13 protein-coding genes are annotated in these 15619 nt (G+C 71.1%); 8 read left to right on the top strand and 5 right to left on the bottom strand.

Going from position 1 to position 15619, the window contains the following annotated elements:
* Positions 1-100 precede the first annotated feature (100 nt).
* From ABT294_RS03695 to ABT294_RS03680, 4 genes are all read left to right on the top strand, one after another.
* Entirely contained in the window at positions 101-658 is a 558-nt protein-coding gene (locus ABT294_RS03695) for a CGNR zinc finger domain-containing protein (RefSeq protein WP_350803270.1), read from the top strand.
* Between the two features lie 217 nt (positions 659-875).
* Positions 876-1019 carry a hypothetical protein gene (locus ABT294_RS03690; protein ID WP_350803269.1) on the top strand — a complete coding sequence of 48 codons (144 nt, stop codon included), beginning with the start codon at positions 876-878 and terminating at the stop codon, positions 1017-1019.
* On the top strand, positions 1012-2685 hold the full coding sequence (locus ABT294_RS03685) for an ABC-F family ATP-binding cassette domain-containing protein (RefSeq protein ID WP_350803268.1): 1674 nt from the start codon (positions 1012-1014) through the stop codon (positions 2683-2685). Before ABT294_RS03690 ends, ABT294_RS03685 begins: the two co-directional genes overlap by 8 nt.
* Positions 2686-2805: 120 nt before the next feature.
* Positions 2806-3231, top strand: coding sequence for an organic hydroperoxide resistance protein (locus ABT294_RS03680; RefSeq protein WP_350803266.1), 426 nt, complete (start codon positions 2806-2808; stop codon positions 3229-3231).
* A gap of 402 nt (positions 3232-3633) precedes the next feature.
* On the opposite strand, the gene ABT294_RS03675 is transcribed toward ABT294_RS03680, so the two are convergent.
* The 3 genes from ABT294_RS03675 to cobF all read right to left on the bottom strand — a co-directional run bounded on the left by ABT294_RS03675 (position 3634) and on the right by cobF (position 7571).
* Positions 3634-5922: a polysaccharide lyase 8 family protein gene (locus ABT294_RS03675; protein ID WP_350803265.1), complete on the bottom strand. Its 2289-nt coding sequence runs from the start codon at positions 5920-5922 to the stop codon at positions 3634-3636.
* A gap of 166 nt (positions 5923-6088) precedes the next feature.
* Complete coding sequence (locus tag ABT294_RS03670; RefSeq protein ID WP_350803264.1) at positions 6089-6457, bottom strand: hypothetical protein; 369 nt, start codon at positions 6455-6457, stop codon at positions 6089-6091.
* Positions 6458-6842: 385 nt separating this feature from the next.
* Positions 6843-7571, bottom strand: a complete 729-nt coding sequence (gene cobF, locus ABT294_RS03665) for a precorrin-6A synthase (deacetylating) (protein WP_350803263.1) — start codon at positions 7569-7571, stop codon at positions 6843-6845.
* A 25-nt stretch (positions 7572-7596) separates the two neighbouring features.
* Between cobF and ABT294_RS03660 the strand changes: the two genes are divergently transcribed.
* Genes ABT294_RS03660 through ABT294_RS03645 form a run of 4 tightly spaced genes read left to right on the top strand, consistent with a single transcriptional unit; the run spans position 7597 to position 10596 of the window.
* The gene (locus ABT294_RS03660) at positions 7597-7983 is read left to right on the top strand and encodes a PPOX class F420-dependent oxidoreductase (protein ID WP_350803262.1); all 387 of its coding nucleotides are present in this window, start codon (positions 7597-7599) and stop codon (positions 7981-7983) included.
* Positions 7980-9134, top strand: a complete 1155-nt coding sequence (cbiE, locus tag ABT294_RS03655) for a precorrin-6y C5,15-methyltransferase (decarboxylating) subunit CbiE (RefSeq protein ID WP_350803261.1) — start codon at positions 7980-7982, stop codon at positions 9132-9134. The genes ABT294_RS03660 and cbiE overlap by 4 nt, the downstream gene beginning before the upstream one ends.
* Complete coding sequence (gene cobM / locus ABT294_RS03650; protein ID WP_350803260.1) at positions 9131-9886, top strand: precorrin-4 C(11)-methyltransferase; 756 nt, start codon at positions 9131-9133, stop codon at positions 9884-9886. Before cbiE ends, cobM begins: the two co-directional genes overlap by 4 nt.
* Positions 9871-10596: a cobalt-precorrin-6A reductase gene (locus ABT294_RS03645; RefSeq protein WP_350803259.1), complete on the top strand. Its 726-nt coding sequence runs from the start codon at positions 9871-9873 to the stop codon at positions 10594-10596. Before cobM ends, ABT294_RS03645 begins: the two co-directional genes overlap by 16 nt.
* Here the strand turns inward: ABT294_RS03645 and cobJ are convergent.
* Positions 10574-12052, bottom strand: a complete 1479-nt coding sequence (gene cobJ / locus ABT294_RS03640) for a precorrin-3B C(17)-methyltransferase (protein WP_350803258.1) — start codon at positions 12050-12052, stop codon at positions 10574-10576. The genes ABT294_RS03645 and cobJ overlap by 23 nt on opposite strands.
* Positions 12049-15591, bottom strand: a complete 3543-nt coding sequence (gene cobN, locus ABT294_RS03635) for a cobaltochelatase subunit CobN (protein ID WP_350803256.1) — start codon at positions 15589-15591, stop codon at positions 12049-12051. Before cobN ends, cobJ begins: the two co-directional genes overlap by 4 nt.
* Between the last annotated feature and the right edge of the window lie 28 nt (positions 15592-15619).

The following is a 15619-nucleotide window of genomic DNA, read 5'->3' as shown; positions in this document are numbered from 1 at the left end:
CACTACGTAGTCGTACTCCACCGCGTCGCTTCTCCAGCCGTCACCGATTCAAGAGGTGACGACGATTGTGCGCCTCGAAGTCACCTGTCAAACTGGTGATGTGAAGCATGTGTTTCTGTGCGGCAACCCCGCGCTCGACCTCGCCTGCACGCTCCGCGCGCGCCGCACGGAGCGCGTGGAGACGCTCGACGTCCCGGACCGGCTCGACGCCTGGTATCTGGAGTCCGGCATCGTCGATGCCGTCTCCCCCTGTCAGGAGACGGATCTGGCCCAGGCGGTGGCGGTACGCGAGGCCATCTACGCGCTGGTCACCGCCCGGCTCGCCGGTGACGGCTATGACGGCGAGCCGCTTGCCCTGGTGAACGACACCGCGCGCATGCCTCCGGCGGCGCCCCAGCTCACGGCTGAGGGGCGGTGGGTCGAGGCGACCCCGGCGCAGGCGTTGTCCACCGTGGCTCGGCACGCCGTCGAGCTGCTCAGCGGGCCGGAGGTGCCGCTGATGAAGGAGTGCGCCAACGCCGAGTGCACCAAGATCTTCATCGACCGGTCGCGGGGCGGGCGCCGGGAGTGGTGCGGCATGGAGTCGTGCGGCAACAAGATCAAGGCGGCTGCCTACCGGGCGCGCAAGAAGGACGCCCAGGCGGTCGGCACGCGCTGATCGCGGCGACTGCTATGGTGAAAGACGCTTGAGATCGGAAGCCAGGAGACCAGACGTGGCAGGTGACGACGACATCTCCGGGTGATACCGGAGGTTGATCGGCCCCGGCAGGCGCACATGACCGCCGCCGATGTGGCCTTGGTCGTCGTTCCCCGGGTTCCTGTCCCCTTTGCCGGGCGGCTTCGGCGCGCCCGCGTTCTCGTACGAGGTCTCTCGCATGTCCGATGCGTTCATCGTCTGCTCCCACCTGTCCTTCTCCTGGCCTGATGACACGCCCGTCTTCAGCGACCTGTCCTTCACCGGGGGCGGCGGCCGCTGTCCGGGGGCGGCGGCTGGAGCTCGGGGGCCCGCCGGTGAGTGACGCGCTGCTCGCCCGCGATCTCGTACGGACGCTGGGCGCGCGGCGCGTGCTCGACGGCGTCTCGCTCACCGCCGCACCCGGCCACCGGATCGGGCTGATCGGCGAGAACGGTGCGGGCAAGTCCACCCTGCTGCGGCTGCTGGCCGGAGCGGACGAGCCGGACTCCGGCACCGTCGTGCGGCCCGCAGATCTGGGCTTCCTGCACCAGGAGCTCCCGCTTGTCGGCGACGCCACGGTCGCCGACGTGCTCGACGACGCCCTGCGAGAGGCCCGTACGGATGTGGCCGAGCTCGACCGGCTCACCCGGGCGCTCGCCGAGGCCCCGGACGACGCCGATCTGCTCGAAGCGTACGGGGCCCGGCTCGACCAGGCGCAACAGCGCGAGTCCTGGGACGCCGACCGGCGTGCGGAGATCATCTTCGACCGGCTCGGCCTGGGCGGCGTGCCGCACGGGCGCGCGCTTGCGTCGTTGTCGGGCGGGCAGCGCGTGCGGCTCACCCTGGCGGCGCTGCTGATCAGAGAGCCCGCCGCGCTGCTGCTGGACGAGCCCACCAACCACCTGGACGATACCGCCGCCGTGTTCGTGGAGGAGCAGCTCCGCGGCATGACGGGGGTGGTGGTCGTGGCGAGCCACGACCGGGCGTTCCTGGACGCGGTCTGCACGGACCTGATCGATCTCGACCCGGCGGTGGACGGGCCCGTCCGGTACGGAGGCGGATACGGCGCGTACCTGGTCGAGAAGCGCGCCGAGCGCGAGCGCTGGGAGCGGCGCCACGCGGAAGAACAGGAGGAGCTCGGCGAGCTGCGCCGCGCCGTCGCGGTGACGGCGCGGCAGGTGGCAATGGACGGGCTGCGACGCGACAACGAAAAGATGGGGTACGGGCATCGCGGAGGACGCGTGCAGCACCAGATCTCGCGGCGGGTGCGCAATGCCGCCCGCCGGCTCGCCGAGCTGGAACGGGAGCAGGTCCCCGCCCCACCGCCCCCGCTCCGTTTCCGCCCCCGCACCCTGGTCACCGTCGCCGCCGATGTCGCGGAGGTCGCCCACGCCGCCGCCGACGCTGCCGCGGAGGGCGTCGCCGCCGGCTCCCGCGATCCCCACGACGCAACCTTGCTTTCACTGCGGGACGTGCGGGTGCCGGGACGGCTCTCGATCGACCGGCTCGACGTGGCGCCGGGGGAGCGGCTGCTGGTCACCGGACCGAACGGTGCGGGCAAGTCCACGCTCCTGGCGGTGCTGGCCGGACGGTTGGACGCGGAGGGAGAGGTGCGGCGACGGCGCGGGCTGACCGTCGGACTGCTGGCTCAGGACACCGTGTTCAAGCGGCCGGACCGCACGGTCCGGGAGACGTACGAGCGGGCGCTCGGTTCGGAGCGCGCCGATTCCGTGCCGCTGCGCTCGCTCGGCCTGATCCGCCCGCGTGACGAGGACCTGCGAGTGGGGGAGCTGTCGGTCGGCCAGCGCCGCCGGCTCGCGCTGGCGCTGCTGGTGGCCGATCCACCCGGGGTGCTCCTGCTCGACGAGCCCACCAACCACCTCTCACCCCGCCTCTCCGACGAGCTGGAAGAGGCTCTGGGCGCCGACGGGTCCGGCGCGATCGTGATCGCCAGTCACGACCGCTGGTTGCGCGCCCGCTGGCAGGGCCGCCACATCCGCCTGCCATGAAACCTCTCGTGCGTCACCGTCTTGACGGGTGACGGATTGGCTGCCAGTATCGTCACCAGTTGAACCGGTGACGTGCGATGCGTTCCCGGCGGATTTCCACCTGCCCAGAAGGGAAGTGCCATGGCTGCCAGCTACACCGGGGTCGTCACCGTCACGGGGGAGGGCCGCAACGGAGGCCGGGTCCAGGCCGACGACGGCGTCCTCGACACCACGCTCGCCATCCCGAAGGAGCTCGGGGGAGCGGGCGGGGCCACCAACCCCGAGCAGTTGTTCGCCGCGGGCTGGGGCTCCTGCTTCCTGGGCGCGGTCAGAAGGGCGGCGGCGCAACGCAAGATCAGGCTGACGAGCACGGCCATCACGGCGGAGGTGACCCTGCACCACGGCGACGACGGCGAGTTCGGCCTCAGCGCCGTGCTCAACCTGGAGCTCGGAGGCGTGGACCAGCAGACGGCTCACGAGCTCGGCGCCGCGGCCCACCAGATCTGCCCCTACTCCAAGGCGACCCGAGGCAACATCCCGGTCACCATCAACGCGAAGGCCGCCTGAGATGCGACCGGCGCAGGACGCCGCCGAGGCCGCGCGGCGTGCCCGCTTCGGCCGGCTGCCCGAGCGGGTCCGGCTCGAGGACACGGTCGAAGAGCGCGCAGCCACCGCACCGGACCCTGCACAGGGGGTCTACGACGCGGACGAATGGCTCGTGAGGTACTGCTTGTGAAACGGGAGGGACATCGTGGTGCGCATCCCCAAATCCCTGAGAGCGCTGGCCGTGGCCGCGATCGTGGCGGCCGTCGCCCTGGGGTGCCTGGCTCAGGTGTTCTGAGAGGACGGCATCAGGCCGGTCACCGCAGCCTGGCGGTGTGCTGAGCCATTGATCTCCGTAGGCTCAATGGAGGACCACGGCATGGTCGATCATCCAGGCATGGGTTGAGCTTCGAGCGCTTCGGAGGGTCAGACGCGCACCACCGCGGTGTGGGCGTGCCCGCGGCTGCCGCCGACTTTCACCTTGACCGCGTTCTTGGTCTTGCGCACGCTGTGGTGGCCTTCCTTGACCGATTTCACCGGCCAGGGCAGCGTGATCTTCACCTCGTCGGCGGTCCTGGACGGGTCGGAGACCGCGAGCCGTACCCGCTTGTGGTCGCGGCGGATCAGCAGCGTGCATGGGCCGTCGGCGGCGAGCGGTCCATCCGTGGTCTCGACGGTCCCCGCACGCCAGAAGACGGCGGCGAGCACGTCGTCGCGGGAAATGGCCTGCACCGCTCCGGAGTTGGCGAGGATCTCGATCCGCCGGCCGTAATCCGCGGTCTGCGCGATGGAGGCGTCGGGCAGTACGGCATAGGCGTAGCGCGCCTTGCGCGGATCGACGCCGTGGTCGATGAGGATCGTCGTGTAGTGCCTGGTGGCGGGGGTCGTGTCGCCTCCGGTGGTGGCACCCTTGTCGATGTCCCGCCAGCGGCCGGTGCGCTTCTTGCGGATCACCTTCACGTCGACGCCGTCGAGCAGCGCGTAGCCGGCCACACCGGACAGGTGGACCCAGCCGTCGCCCTGCGTCAGCGGCGGATGCTTGTCGTGGGTGTTGCGGTTTTCCACGATGGTCTCGATGCGGCGGCCATCGGAGGCGGTGATGCCGGTGCCGAGGGCGATCACCGCGTCATCGAGAAGGAACCACGCCTTCTTGGCCCGCAGCGACGAGCCGTCGGCGGTCAGCTTCATGGCCGCCACGCCGTACTCGCCGTCGAGTGCCACGCCGCCCGCCCACGGGGTGGGTGGCAGGCGACGCTTGCCGTGCGGGAGATCGGCGCGTCTGCGGGTGTCGACCGTCGTGCCCGGTAGCCGGTACGGGTCGATCGTGGGCCACAGGTCATCGTTCCAGTGGGTGAGGTCGCCGGTGTAGAGGTAGGTCATGCCGTCGCCGGTGTACCAGCCGTGCAGGTTCTCCCGGTTCATGGCCTCGGCCGCGCCGATGCGCTCCGAGCTCATCGCGATCGCGTAGGCCCAGGTGGGACGGCGGTGCACGACCCGGTCCATGTCGGCGAAGACGTACGTGCCCGTCGTGCGCGGGCCGACCGGCACCGACGGGTCCTCCAGCAGGGCCTTGGCCCTCGCGATGCTCGCCAGCGGTGCGAGCGTGTCATAGGGGATGGCCTGGTTGCGGGTGAGCCAGCCTTTCGCCAGCGGTCGCCAGCGGCGGGCATAGCGCTCGGGTGCCGCCTCCAGCAAGGTGAGGACGGCCTCGACCGCTTTCTGCCCTGAGTGGTAGTCGCGGTGGCCCTGCACCGAGATCTGCCGACCGCGTACGCAGTCCATCATCAGCCCGTCGAAGACGAACGGCACAAACGAGCGATCCACGATGTCATAGACGTTCGCAATTCCGGTGATCTCCCACGGTGACCTCGCGAGCATGGCGATCAGCTTGGCCACGCTCTCCAGGTAGTCCACGCCGTAGCTGCCGGTGTAGGGGTACACGTCGTGCTGGATGAACGAACCGTCACGGTAGAAGCCGTCGCCTGGGCCCGCGGTCTGCCGCAGCAGGTCGGAGACCGCGTCCCTGGCCCGCTTGATGAGGCGTGCGTCGTAGGTGAGCAATCCGCGCATCGCCACCGCCATGGCCTTGCCCGCCCGGTTGGCGCCGGTCTCGACGACTCCGGGGTGGCTGACGCGGTGCTCTGGGTTGGGGCACCAGCGGCGTAATGGGCGCAGCCAGCGCTCGAGGCGGTCCTTGGGCAGGCCGTCGTACAGCAGGGCGCAGGTGTCGGTCAGCGAGCGAGGGACGCCGATCTCCCACCAGTACCAGTTGCTGCCCCGCGGGTCGAGCCCCTCGTGGTAGGCGTGCTCGTACAGGAAGTCCAGCGCCCTGACCGCGGTCTCGGCGACCTGCATGTCCCGGTGCATGGCGGTGCCCGGCGTGGCCCAGCCCAGCGCCAGTGCGCGCATGCGGTTGTAGGCGCGGTTGAAGTTGCCCGTCCGCGGGTCGTCGAGCGGCAGGTCGGGCCACAGGCTCGGGCGGTCGGGGGCGGGATTCAGCCTGCGCAGCACCGCATTGGCCGAGCCCTCGACTGCCTGCGTCTTGTCGGCGTAGGCGGAGTTGTACGACCCACCGGCCAGCAGGCTCACCCACCGCTCACGTGCGGCGTCGAACGCGGCGGCGCTGACCGCCTCGGCCGGTCTGTCCCACAGGGCGAGACCGGCCACGGCCGCGGCGCCCAGCAGGGCGGACCGTCGACGTAGGGGGTGGGGCATGTGGGCCTTTCCGGCAGTTATCAGATGAAAAGATCATATGTCGACAGGCGTGGGATTATCTCGACTCTGCGACGGTGAGCCGGTGCATGAACGTCCGTCGTACCGCGCCACCAGCTCGCCGTCCTCCGTCGCCGGGCCCGCTTCGATGATCTAGGCTTCGCCCTGGTCATGGCCTGGACAGCCTGCTGGTGGGTCCGCCGGTCGTTTCCATCCGCTGCTGGCGCCGGTCGTGATCGGCGGCGTCGCCCGCCTGTTCGTACGACTCGACAAACCGTGCTCGTGCTGGACGAAACCACAGCTCCGGGACGACGGCGAGCTCCTTGAAGGTGAAGTCCTCACCTGGCGTGCGCGAAGCCAGCAGGGCCAGCGCCGAGCACCGGTGGCCGTAGGCGAAGCCGTACACCTCGTCGCCCGACAGTGCGACCGCGAGCGCGAAGCCGGGCCGGTCGCTGTCGGCGAGCACCCGCGAGGCCACGCTCCTGGCCGTCGGGTACGGCTCGCGCCACGGCGACCGGGTGAAGCACCGTCCGCCCACATCGGCGATCGCCGGAAGCTAGCGCCCGGCGTCCTGCACAGCATCGACTACGCGGGCGAGACACTCTTCGGCTTGGCGACGACCCCGCATCACCACCTCGTCTGCGAACGCTGCGGCGTCCTCGTCGAGCTCCCTGCCAAGGAGTTGGACGCAGTCGTGGCGCAGCTGGCCGCCCGATGTTCCTTCGGCCTCAATCCCGCGGGACAGATCCTTCGAGGCCGGTGCCGCCGGTGCGGGTAGCCCCGTCCGGTGGATCAGCGGCCCGCGGCACGCGCTTGGCGATCGCCCCGAGAGCAGTGCCGGAATCTGCAGGCGCCCTGCCCGGGGCGCGTGCGGAGCTGCCGCCGCCCTTGCCGTCGAGGACGGTCCTGACCAATCGCTGAGCTCATCGCCGTCGCAGCAGGTAGGTGTCCATGATCCAGCCCTTGCTCGCCCGTGCTTGGGCGCGCAACTCCTTGATCCGCTCGCCCACCTCCGCGACCGGGCCGGCGACCAGGATCTCGTCCGGTGTGCCCAGGTAGGCGCCCCAGTAGATGTCGTAGTCGTCCAGCCCGTCGAAGGCGCAGCGGGCGTCCAGCATGATCACCATGTCGTCCGCTGTGACTCCCTCCTCGGCGAGGCGGCGGCCGGTGGTGAGGTGCACGGGCCGGGCGACGCGGGTGAGGCTGGTGCGGTGGCGGGCGGTGAGCGCGGCAATGGCGCTGATGCCCGGGATCACCTCGATCTTGTAGTCCGGCAGGCGCTCCAGGACGGCCAGGGTGCTGTCGTAGACGCCGGGGTCGCCCCAGACCAGGAAGGCCCCGGTCTGCTCGTCGGCGAGGGCCTCGTCGATCATCTGCTGGTAGAGCGTGGCCCGCCGGTCACGCCAGTCCTCGACCGCTTCGGTGTAGGCGGAGGTGGTCCTGTCCCGCTCGGGGTCGCGTGCCTCCACGATCCGGTACGGCCGGCGAGCGTGTTCCTCGATGAGCTGGTGGCGCAGCCGTACCAGGTCGTGCTTCTCCTCGCCCTTGTCGAGGAGGAAGAAGACGTCGGTGGCCGCGATGGCCTTGACGGCCTGGAGGGTCAGATGATCGGGGTCGCCCGCGCCGATCCCGATGACGAGTAGCCGCTTCACGGACACGAGTGTGCCAGGATATGCCGTGAACCTTTTCAGCCATGGTGAGGCTTTCGCTGAGTTCTGGCGGGAACGGCATCTGTGCACCCTGTCCACCGTCCGGCCCGACGGGACGGTACACGTGGTGCCGGTGGGGGCGACGCTGGACCTGGAGGCCGGGATCGCCCGGGTGATCACCTCCGGCGGCTCGCGTAAGGCCCGGTTGGTCGAGGTGGGCCCGGCGCGCGTGGCGCTGTGCCAGGTCGACGGCCGCCGCTGGTCGACCCTGGAGGGCACGGCTGTGGTGCGTCGGGAGCCCGAGCAGGTGGCTGATGCCGAGCAGCGTTACACCGAGAGGTACAAGCCGCCGCGGCCCAATCCGGAGCGGGTCGTGCTGGAGATCCACATCACGCGCGTGCTGGGGAACATGTGATCACGGTCGTGGGCATCGGCGCGGACGGCTGGGACGGGCTGGTTCCAGCCTCGCGCAGGGCTCTTGAGCAGGCCGAGGTGCTGGTCGGGAGTGCCAGGCAGCTCGATCTGGTGCCCCTCCAGGAGGTTGAGCGGGTGGTGCTGCCGTCGCCGCTGCTGCCCAACCTGCCCGGGTTGCTGGACTCGCTCGCCGGACGGGCGGTCTGTGTGCTGGCCAGCGGGGATCCCATGTTCTACGGCATCGGCTCGACCCTTGTGCGGCTGGTCGGTGCCGAGCGGGTCCGGGTGTTGCCGCATGTGTCCTCTGTCTCGCTGGCGTGCTCGCGGCTGGGCTGGCCGGTCGAGCAGGTCGAGGTGGTGAGCGCGGTGGGGCGCCCGCTGGCGGCGCTGCGTGCGGTGCTCGCGCCGGGGCGGCGGGTGCTGGTCTTGGGGGCTTCGATGGAGGCCGTCCACGACTTGTTGGATATTTCGGGATATGCGGGCAGTCGCGTCATCGTCCTAGCCGATCTGGGCTCTGAGACGCCGAGGCCGGACTCGCCGCTGCGCGTCATCGCCATCGAGTGCTCGGCAACCGACAGTCCGCAGTCCAGAGTGCCGGGCCTGCCCGACGAGGCGTTCGATCACGACGGTCAGCTGACCAAGCGCGAGGTGCGCGCGGTGAGCCTGTCACGGTTGGCGCCCTTGCCGGGGGAGTTGCTCTGGGACGTCGGAGCAGGCGCGGGCAGCATCGCCATCGAGTGGATGCGCACGCACCCCTCCTGCCGGGCGGTGGCGATAGAAAGCCGTGCCGACCGCGCCGAGCGGATCGGCCGCAACGCCGGGAGCCTGGGCGTCCCGGGGCTGAGCGTCGTGGTGGGCCGTGCCCCCCAGGCGCTCGACGGGCTGCCCACTCCGGACGCGGTCTTCGTCGGTGGTGGCGCGACGGTGCCGGGCCTGTTCGAAGCCTGCTGGGCGGCGCTGCGGCCAGGCGGGCGGCTGGTGGCCAACGCGGTGACCCTGGAGTCGGAGGCGCTGGTCGGGCAGTGGTACGGCAAGCTCGGCGGCGACCTGGTGCGCCTGGCGGTGCAGCGGGCGAGCCCGGTGGGCGGGTTCACCGGGTGGCGGGCCGCGATGCCGGTGACGGTGTGGACCGTGGTCAAGGAGATCTCATGACGGTGTTCTTCATCGGGGCCGGTCCCGGCGCCGCCGACCTGATCACCGTGCGCGGGCTGCGCCTGCTGGAGTCGGCGCCCGTCTGCCTGTACGCGGGCTCGCTCGTCCCCCGCGAGTTGCTCGACGCCTGCCCGCCGGGGGCACGGCAGGTGGACACGGCCAACCTGACGCTGGACCAGATCGTGGCCGAGATCGCCGAGGCACACACCAAGGGCCAGGACGTCGCCCGGCTCCACTCCGGCGACCCGTCGATCTTCAGCGCGGTCGCCGAGCAGGTGCGCAGGTTGGAAGAGCTCGGCGTCCCGTACGAGATCGTGCCCGGAGTCCCGGCGTTCGCGGCGGCGGCGGCATCTCTCAAACGGGAACTCACGGTGCCGGGCGTCGGCCAGAGCGTCATCCTCACCAGGACCTCCGCCCGTGCCACGCCGATGCCACCGGGAGAGGACCTGGCGACTCTCGGCGCGGGCCGGGCGACCATGGTGCTGCATCTGGCGGTCCAGCGGATCGACTCCGCGGTGGCGGAGTTGCTGCCGGTCTACGGCGCGGACTGTCCGGTGGCGGTGGTGGCGTACGCCAGCCGTACCGACGAGCAGATCCTTCGCGGCACCCTCGCGGACATCGCCGCCCAGGTGCACGAGGCCGGGATCAAACGGACCGCGGTGATCGTGGTCGGGCGCGTGCTGACCGCGTCGGAGTTCACCGACAGCCACCTCTACAGTGCTGCGCGGGAGAGACCGTGCGACGCGTCCTGATCCTGGGTGGCACCGCGGAGGCCAGGGCGCTGGCTGCGGAGCTGGTCGAGCGGGGTGTGCAGGTGACCTCCTCGCTGGCGGGCCGGGTGAGCAATCCGAGGCTGCCGGTCGGCGAGGTACGGGAGGGCGGGTTCGGCGGGCCGCAGGGGCTGGCCGCCTGGCTCGAACAGGAACGCCCCGACGCGCTGGTCGACGCGACCCATCCGTTCGCGGCGCGCATGACGGCTTCCGCGGTTGAGGCGGCTCGGCTGGCGGAGATTCCGCTGCTGGTGCTGTGCAGGCCGGGATGGCCGGAGATGCCGGGTGAGGTACGGGTGCCTTCGCTGGAGGCGGCTGCCGCCGAGCTGGCCGCCGGGGATCGAGTCTTCCTGACCACCGGTCGGCGGAGCCTGCCGGTCTTCTCCGGACTGAGCGGTGTCTGCTTCCTCGCAAGGTCGGTGGATCCCCCAGCGCCGCCGATCCCGCCGAATGTCCACATCATCCTGGGGCGCGGGCCGTACACGCTCGAAGGCGAACTGGCCCTCATCGACGAGTACCGTCTGACCGTCCTGGTCACCAAGGACAGCGGCGGCGAGCTGACCAAGGCCAAGCTCGCCGCCGCCCGTGAACGTGGCCTCAAGGTGATCACGGTCGCCCGGCCGCCCCTGCCGGAAGGCGTCACTCACGTCGAGACGGTCGAGGCGGCGCTCAGGGGTATCGGCGTGGCGTGAAGACCGTGCCTTGCGGGGTCACCTGCGTGGTGGACGAGCCGACGATGAGCAGGCAGCGCATGTCCACGTGGTCCGGGTCGAGTTCGGCCAGCGTCGTCACCGTCACGGATTCGCCGGACCCGCCGACGTCCCGCCCGATCACCACGGGCGTCTCCGGAAGCCGGTGTTCCAGGAGCAGGTCACGCGCGGCGGCCACCTGCCAGGTACGGCGGCGCGAGGCGGGGTTGTAGATCGCCAGCACCAGGTCGGCCATCGCCGCCGCGCTGATCCTCGCGGCCACCACCTCCCACGGCTTGAGCAGGTCGGACAGGGAGAGCACGCAGAAGTCGTGTCCCAGGGGAGCGCCCACCCGGGAGGCGACCGCCTGGGCAGCGGTCAGCCCCGGCACCACACGCACGGGCACATCCGGGTAATCCGCCGAGGCCTCCAGGACGGCGCTCGCCATGGCGAACACTCCCGGATCCCCCGATGAGACCACGGCCACCCGCCTTCCGGAACGCGCCAACTCCAGAGCATGCCGGGCGCGTTCGGCCTCGACCCGGTTGTCCGTGCGATGCCGCTCCTGGCGCGGGTTGGGGGCGACCCGGTCGACGTACGGCCCGTACCCCACGATGTCGGTCGCCACAGCCAGCGCGTCCTGCGCCTCTGGGGTCAGCCAGGGCCGCCCCGCGGGGCCCAGCCCGACCACGACGACCTCACCCCTCTGCTCTTCGACGGGGGCGCCTCCCACGAAGGTGCGCTCCGCCGGGCTGGCCAGCAGGGCCAGGGAGAAGTACGGCACGCCGTCCGGGTCCACCTCCTTGAGGGGCGCGACCCGCTCGGCGCCCATGGTGGCGCGCTCCACGTACCAGGCGTCCTCCAGCCTCCCGGCCTCGGCAAAGGCGTCGCGCACCTTCTCGAAGGTCCGGCCCAGCTTGAGCACCGCGGCCGAGTCGGTCGCGCGCAGCCGCTCGGCCAGCACCTCGCCCGGGAGCGTGCCCGGCAGCACGGTCAGCACCTCGTCGCGCTCCACCAGCGGCCGCCCCAGCACGGCCGCCGCCGCGCTCACCGAGGTCACGCCGGGCACCACCTCGGTCGGGTAGCGATGGGCCAGCCGCTTGTGCATGTGCATGTAGGAGCCGTAGAAGAGCGGATCGCCCTCGCTGAGCACGACGACCGTCCGGCCTGCGTCGAGATGGGCGGCCAGCCGCGCCGCGCACTCGACGTAGAAGTCGTCGAGCGCGCCCTGATACCCACACGGATGGTCGGTGGTCTCGACCGTCAGCGGGTACTGCAGGAGCTCCTCGATCTGGCCCTCCCGCATGTACGGCAGGGCGATCGAACGGGCGATGCTGCGCCCGTGCCTGGCGGCGTGGTAGGCGATCACGTCGGCCTCGCCGATCAGCCGGGCGGTCTTGACCGTCACCAGTTCCGGATCGCCCGGTCCCAGCCCTACGCCGTACAGTCGTCCGCTCACCGGTCCTCCAGCTCGCCTTCGGTCTTGAGGTAGACCTCCTGCAGCTCGCGCAGGGTCTGCTCGTCGGGGTGCTCCCACATGCCGCGATCGGCCGCCTCCAGCAGCCGCTCGGCGATGCCGTGCAGCGCCCAGGGGTTGGATTTCTCCATGAACTCCCGGTTCTCGGCGTCGAGGACGTAGGCCTGGGTGAGCTTGTCGTACATCCAGTCGGCCATGACCCCGGTCGTGGCGTCGTAGCCGAACAGGTAGTCCACGGTCGCGGCCAGTTCGAAGGCGCCCTTGTAGCCGTGCCTGCGCATCGCGGCCAGCCACTGCGGGTTGACCACACGGGCGCGGAAGATCCTTGAGGTCTCCTCCGAGAGCGTGCGGGTGCGAACCGCGTCGGGGCGGGTGCTGTCGCCCACGTAGGCGGCGGGCGCCTTGCCGGTCAGCGCCCGGACGGTGGCGACCATGCCGCCGTGGTACTGGAAGTAGTCGTCGGAGTCCGCGATGTCGTGCTCGCGGGTGTCGACGTTCTTGGCGGCGACGGCGATCCTGCGGTAGGCGTTCTCCATGTCCTGCCTGGCGGGCACGCCGTCCAGGTCGCGGCCGTAGGCGTAGCCGCCCCAGACGGCGTAGACCTCGGCCAGGTCGGCGTCGTCGCGCCAGTTGCGGCTGTCGATCAGCGGCAGCAGGCCCGCGCCGTAGGCTCCCGGAGCCGAGCCGAAGATGCGGCGCTCGCTGCCGTCGGCTCGCACGTGGGCGCGGATGTAGTTGTCCTCGTCCGGCTCCTTCAGCGAGGCGGCCAGCCGTACCGCGTCGTCGAGCATGGCCACCACGTGCGGGAAGGCGTCGCGGAAGAAGCCACTGATGCGGACGGTCACGTCGATTCGGGGGCGGCCGAGCTCAGCCAGGGGGATCGGCTCCAGCCGCGTCACCCGCCTGGACATCTCATCCCACTCCGGGCGGACGCCGAGAAGTGCGAGGACCTCGGCCACGTCGTCGCCCGCCGTACGCATGGCGCTGGTGCCCCAGACCGACAGGCCCACCGACCGCGGCCACTCGCCGTGGTCGGCGCGGTAGCGCTCCAGCAGGGAGTCGGCCATGGCCTGGCCGGTCTCCCAGGCGAGGCGGCTGGGCACCGCGCGCGGGTCCACCGAGTAGAAGTTGCGGCCGGTCGGCAGCACGTTGATCAGGCCGCGCAGCGGGCTTCCGCTGGGCCCGGCGGGGACGTAGCCGCCGTCGAGGGCGTGCAGGATGTGGTCGATCTCGTCGACGGTACGGCGGAGCCTGGGCACCACCTCGGTGGCGGCGAAGGTCATGATCCGGGTGACGAGGTCATCCTCGGACGCCAGCACCCGCGCCACCACCTCGGGGGCGGCGGCGGGCTCCCAGTCACGCGCCTCCATGCCCTCGACCAGCGCACGGGCGGTCGCCTCCGCCCGGTCCACGGCTGACAGGCTCGCCGTGCCGTCCTCGGCCAGGCCGAGTGCCTCGCGCAGGCCCGGCAGGGTCTCCTTGCCCGCCCACATCTGCCTGGCCCGGAGCATCGCCAGCACCAGGTCCACCCGGACCTGCCCCTCGGGCGCCTGGCCGAGCACGTGCAGCCCGTCGCGGATCTGCGCGTCCTTGACCTCGCAGAGCCAGCCGTCCACGTGCAGGATGAAGTCGTCGAACTCGGTGTCGTGCGGCCGGTCTTCCAGACCCAGGTCGTGGTCGAGCCGGGCGGCCTGGATGAGGGTCCAGATCTGGGCGCGGATGGCGGGCAGCTTGGCCGGGTCCATGGCGGCGATGGTCGCGTGCTCGTCCAGCAGTTGCTCAAGTCTGGAAATATCGCCATAGGTCTCGGCTCGGGCCATCGGCGGCACCAGATGGTCCACCAGCACCGCGTGTGCCCGCCGCTTGGCCTGCGTGCCCTCTCCCGGGTCGTTGACCAGGAACGGGTAGATCAGCGGAAGGTCCCCGAGTGCCGCGTCCGTGCCGCACGAGGCCGACATCCCCGCTGACTTGCCCGGCAGCCACTCCAGGTTGCCGTGCTTGCCCACATGGACCATCGCGTGCGCGCCGAACTCGGCCGACAGCCAACGGTAGGCGGCCAGATAGTGGTGGCTCGGCGGCAGATCGGGGTCGTGGTAGATGGCGATCGGGTTCTCGCCGAAGCCGCGCGGCGGCTGCACCATCACCACGAGATTCCCCGCGCGCAGGGCAGCCAGGACGATGGCGCCCTCGTGCACGAACAGCTCTCCCGGCGGCGGCCCCCAATGCCGCTCCATCTCCTCGCGCAGGTCTTCGGGCAGCGTGCGGTACCAAGCGGTGTAGGTCTGCGCCGGGATGCGCACCGGGTTGCCCGCCAGATGCTCCTCGGTCAGCCAGTCCTGGTCCTGCCCGCCCGCCGCGATGAGCGCGTGGATGAGCGCGTCGCCGTCCTGCTCGGCCACGCCGGGAAACCCATCACCGAGGTCATACCCAGCCTCTTCCAGACATTTCAGGAGACGTACGGCGCTGGCGGGCGTGTCCAGGCCGACCGCGTTGCCGACCCGGGAGTGCTTGGTCGGGTAGGCCGACAGCATGATCACCAGCTTCCGGGAAGCGGGTGGTGTGTGCCGGAGCAGGCCGTGCCGTACGGCGATGCCCGCCACGCGAGCCGCCCGCTCGGGATCGGCCACGTAGACGGTCAGCCCTTCGGAGTCGATCTCCTTGAACGAGAACGGCACCGTGATGATCCGCCCGTCGAACTCCGGGATGGCCACCTGCGAGGCGGCGTCCAGGGGCGACAGGCCGTCATCGTTCTCCTCCCACGCCTGCCGGCTCGTGGTCAGGCACAGGCCCTGCAGGATCGGCACATCGAGCTGGGCCAGCGCGCCCACGTCCCAGGCCTCGTCGTCCCCGCCCGCGCCCGCGGTGGCCGGGCGGGAGCCGCCCGCCGCGAGCACGGTGACAACCAGGGCGTCCGCTCGCCTCAGCGTGTCCAGCAGTTCCGGCTCCGCCGTACGGAGAGAGGAGCAGAAGACGGGAAGAGCCCGGCCGCCCGCATCCTCGACGGCCCGGCAGAGCGATTCGACGAAGCCGGTGTTGCCCGCCATGTGGTGAGCCCGGTAGTACAGGACGGCGATCACCGGACCCGTCCCGGTGGACTCGCGCTCCAGCACGCCCCAGGAGGGCGTGGCCTCGGGCGGGGCGAATCCGTGGCCGGTCAGCAGCACGGTGTCGGAGAGGAAGGCGTGCAGCTCGGCCAGGTTGCGCGGGCCGCCGTGCGCCAGGTAGGCGTGTGCTTCGGCCACCACGCCGCCGGGCACGCTGGACAGCTCCATCAGCTCGGCGTCGGGCGCCTGCTCGCCGCCCAGCACCACGACCGGGCGGGGGCCGGACAGCAACGCGTCCAGGCCCTCCTCCCAGGCGCGCCGGCCACCGAGCAGGCGGACCACGATCAGGTCGACGCCCTCCAGGGGGAGATCGCCGGCAGTCAGTCTGGCGGGGTTGCCCAGGCGGTAGTCGGCACCGCTGGCTTTGGCACTGAGCAGGTCGGTGTCCGATGTGGACAGCAGCAGGACAGTGGGCACGAAGAGGTCCTCCCTCGGGGTCCTCGCC

It is taken from the genome of Nonomuraea sp. NPDC000554, from assembly GCF_040300065.1.
GTDB lineage: Bacteria > Actinomycetota > Actinomycetes > Streptosporangiales > Streptosporangiaceae > Nonomuraea.
Note: the sequence above shows the minus strand (reverse complement) of the source record. Positions and strands in the feature narration are given on the sequence as shown.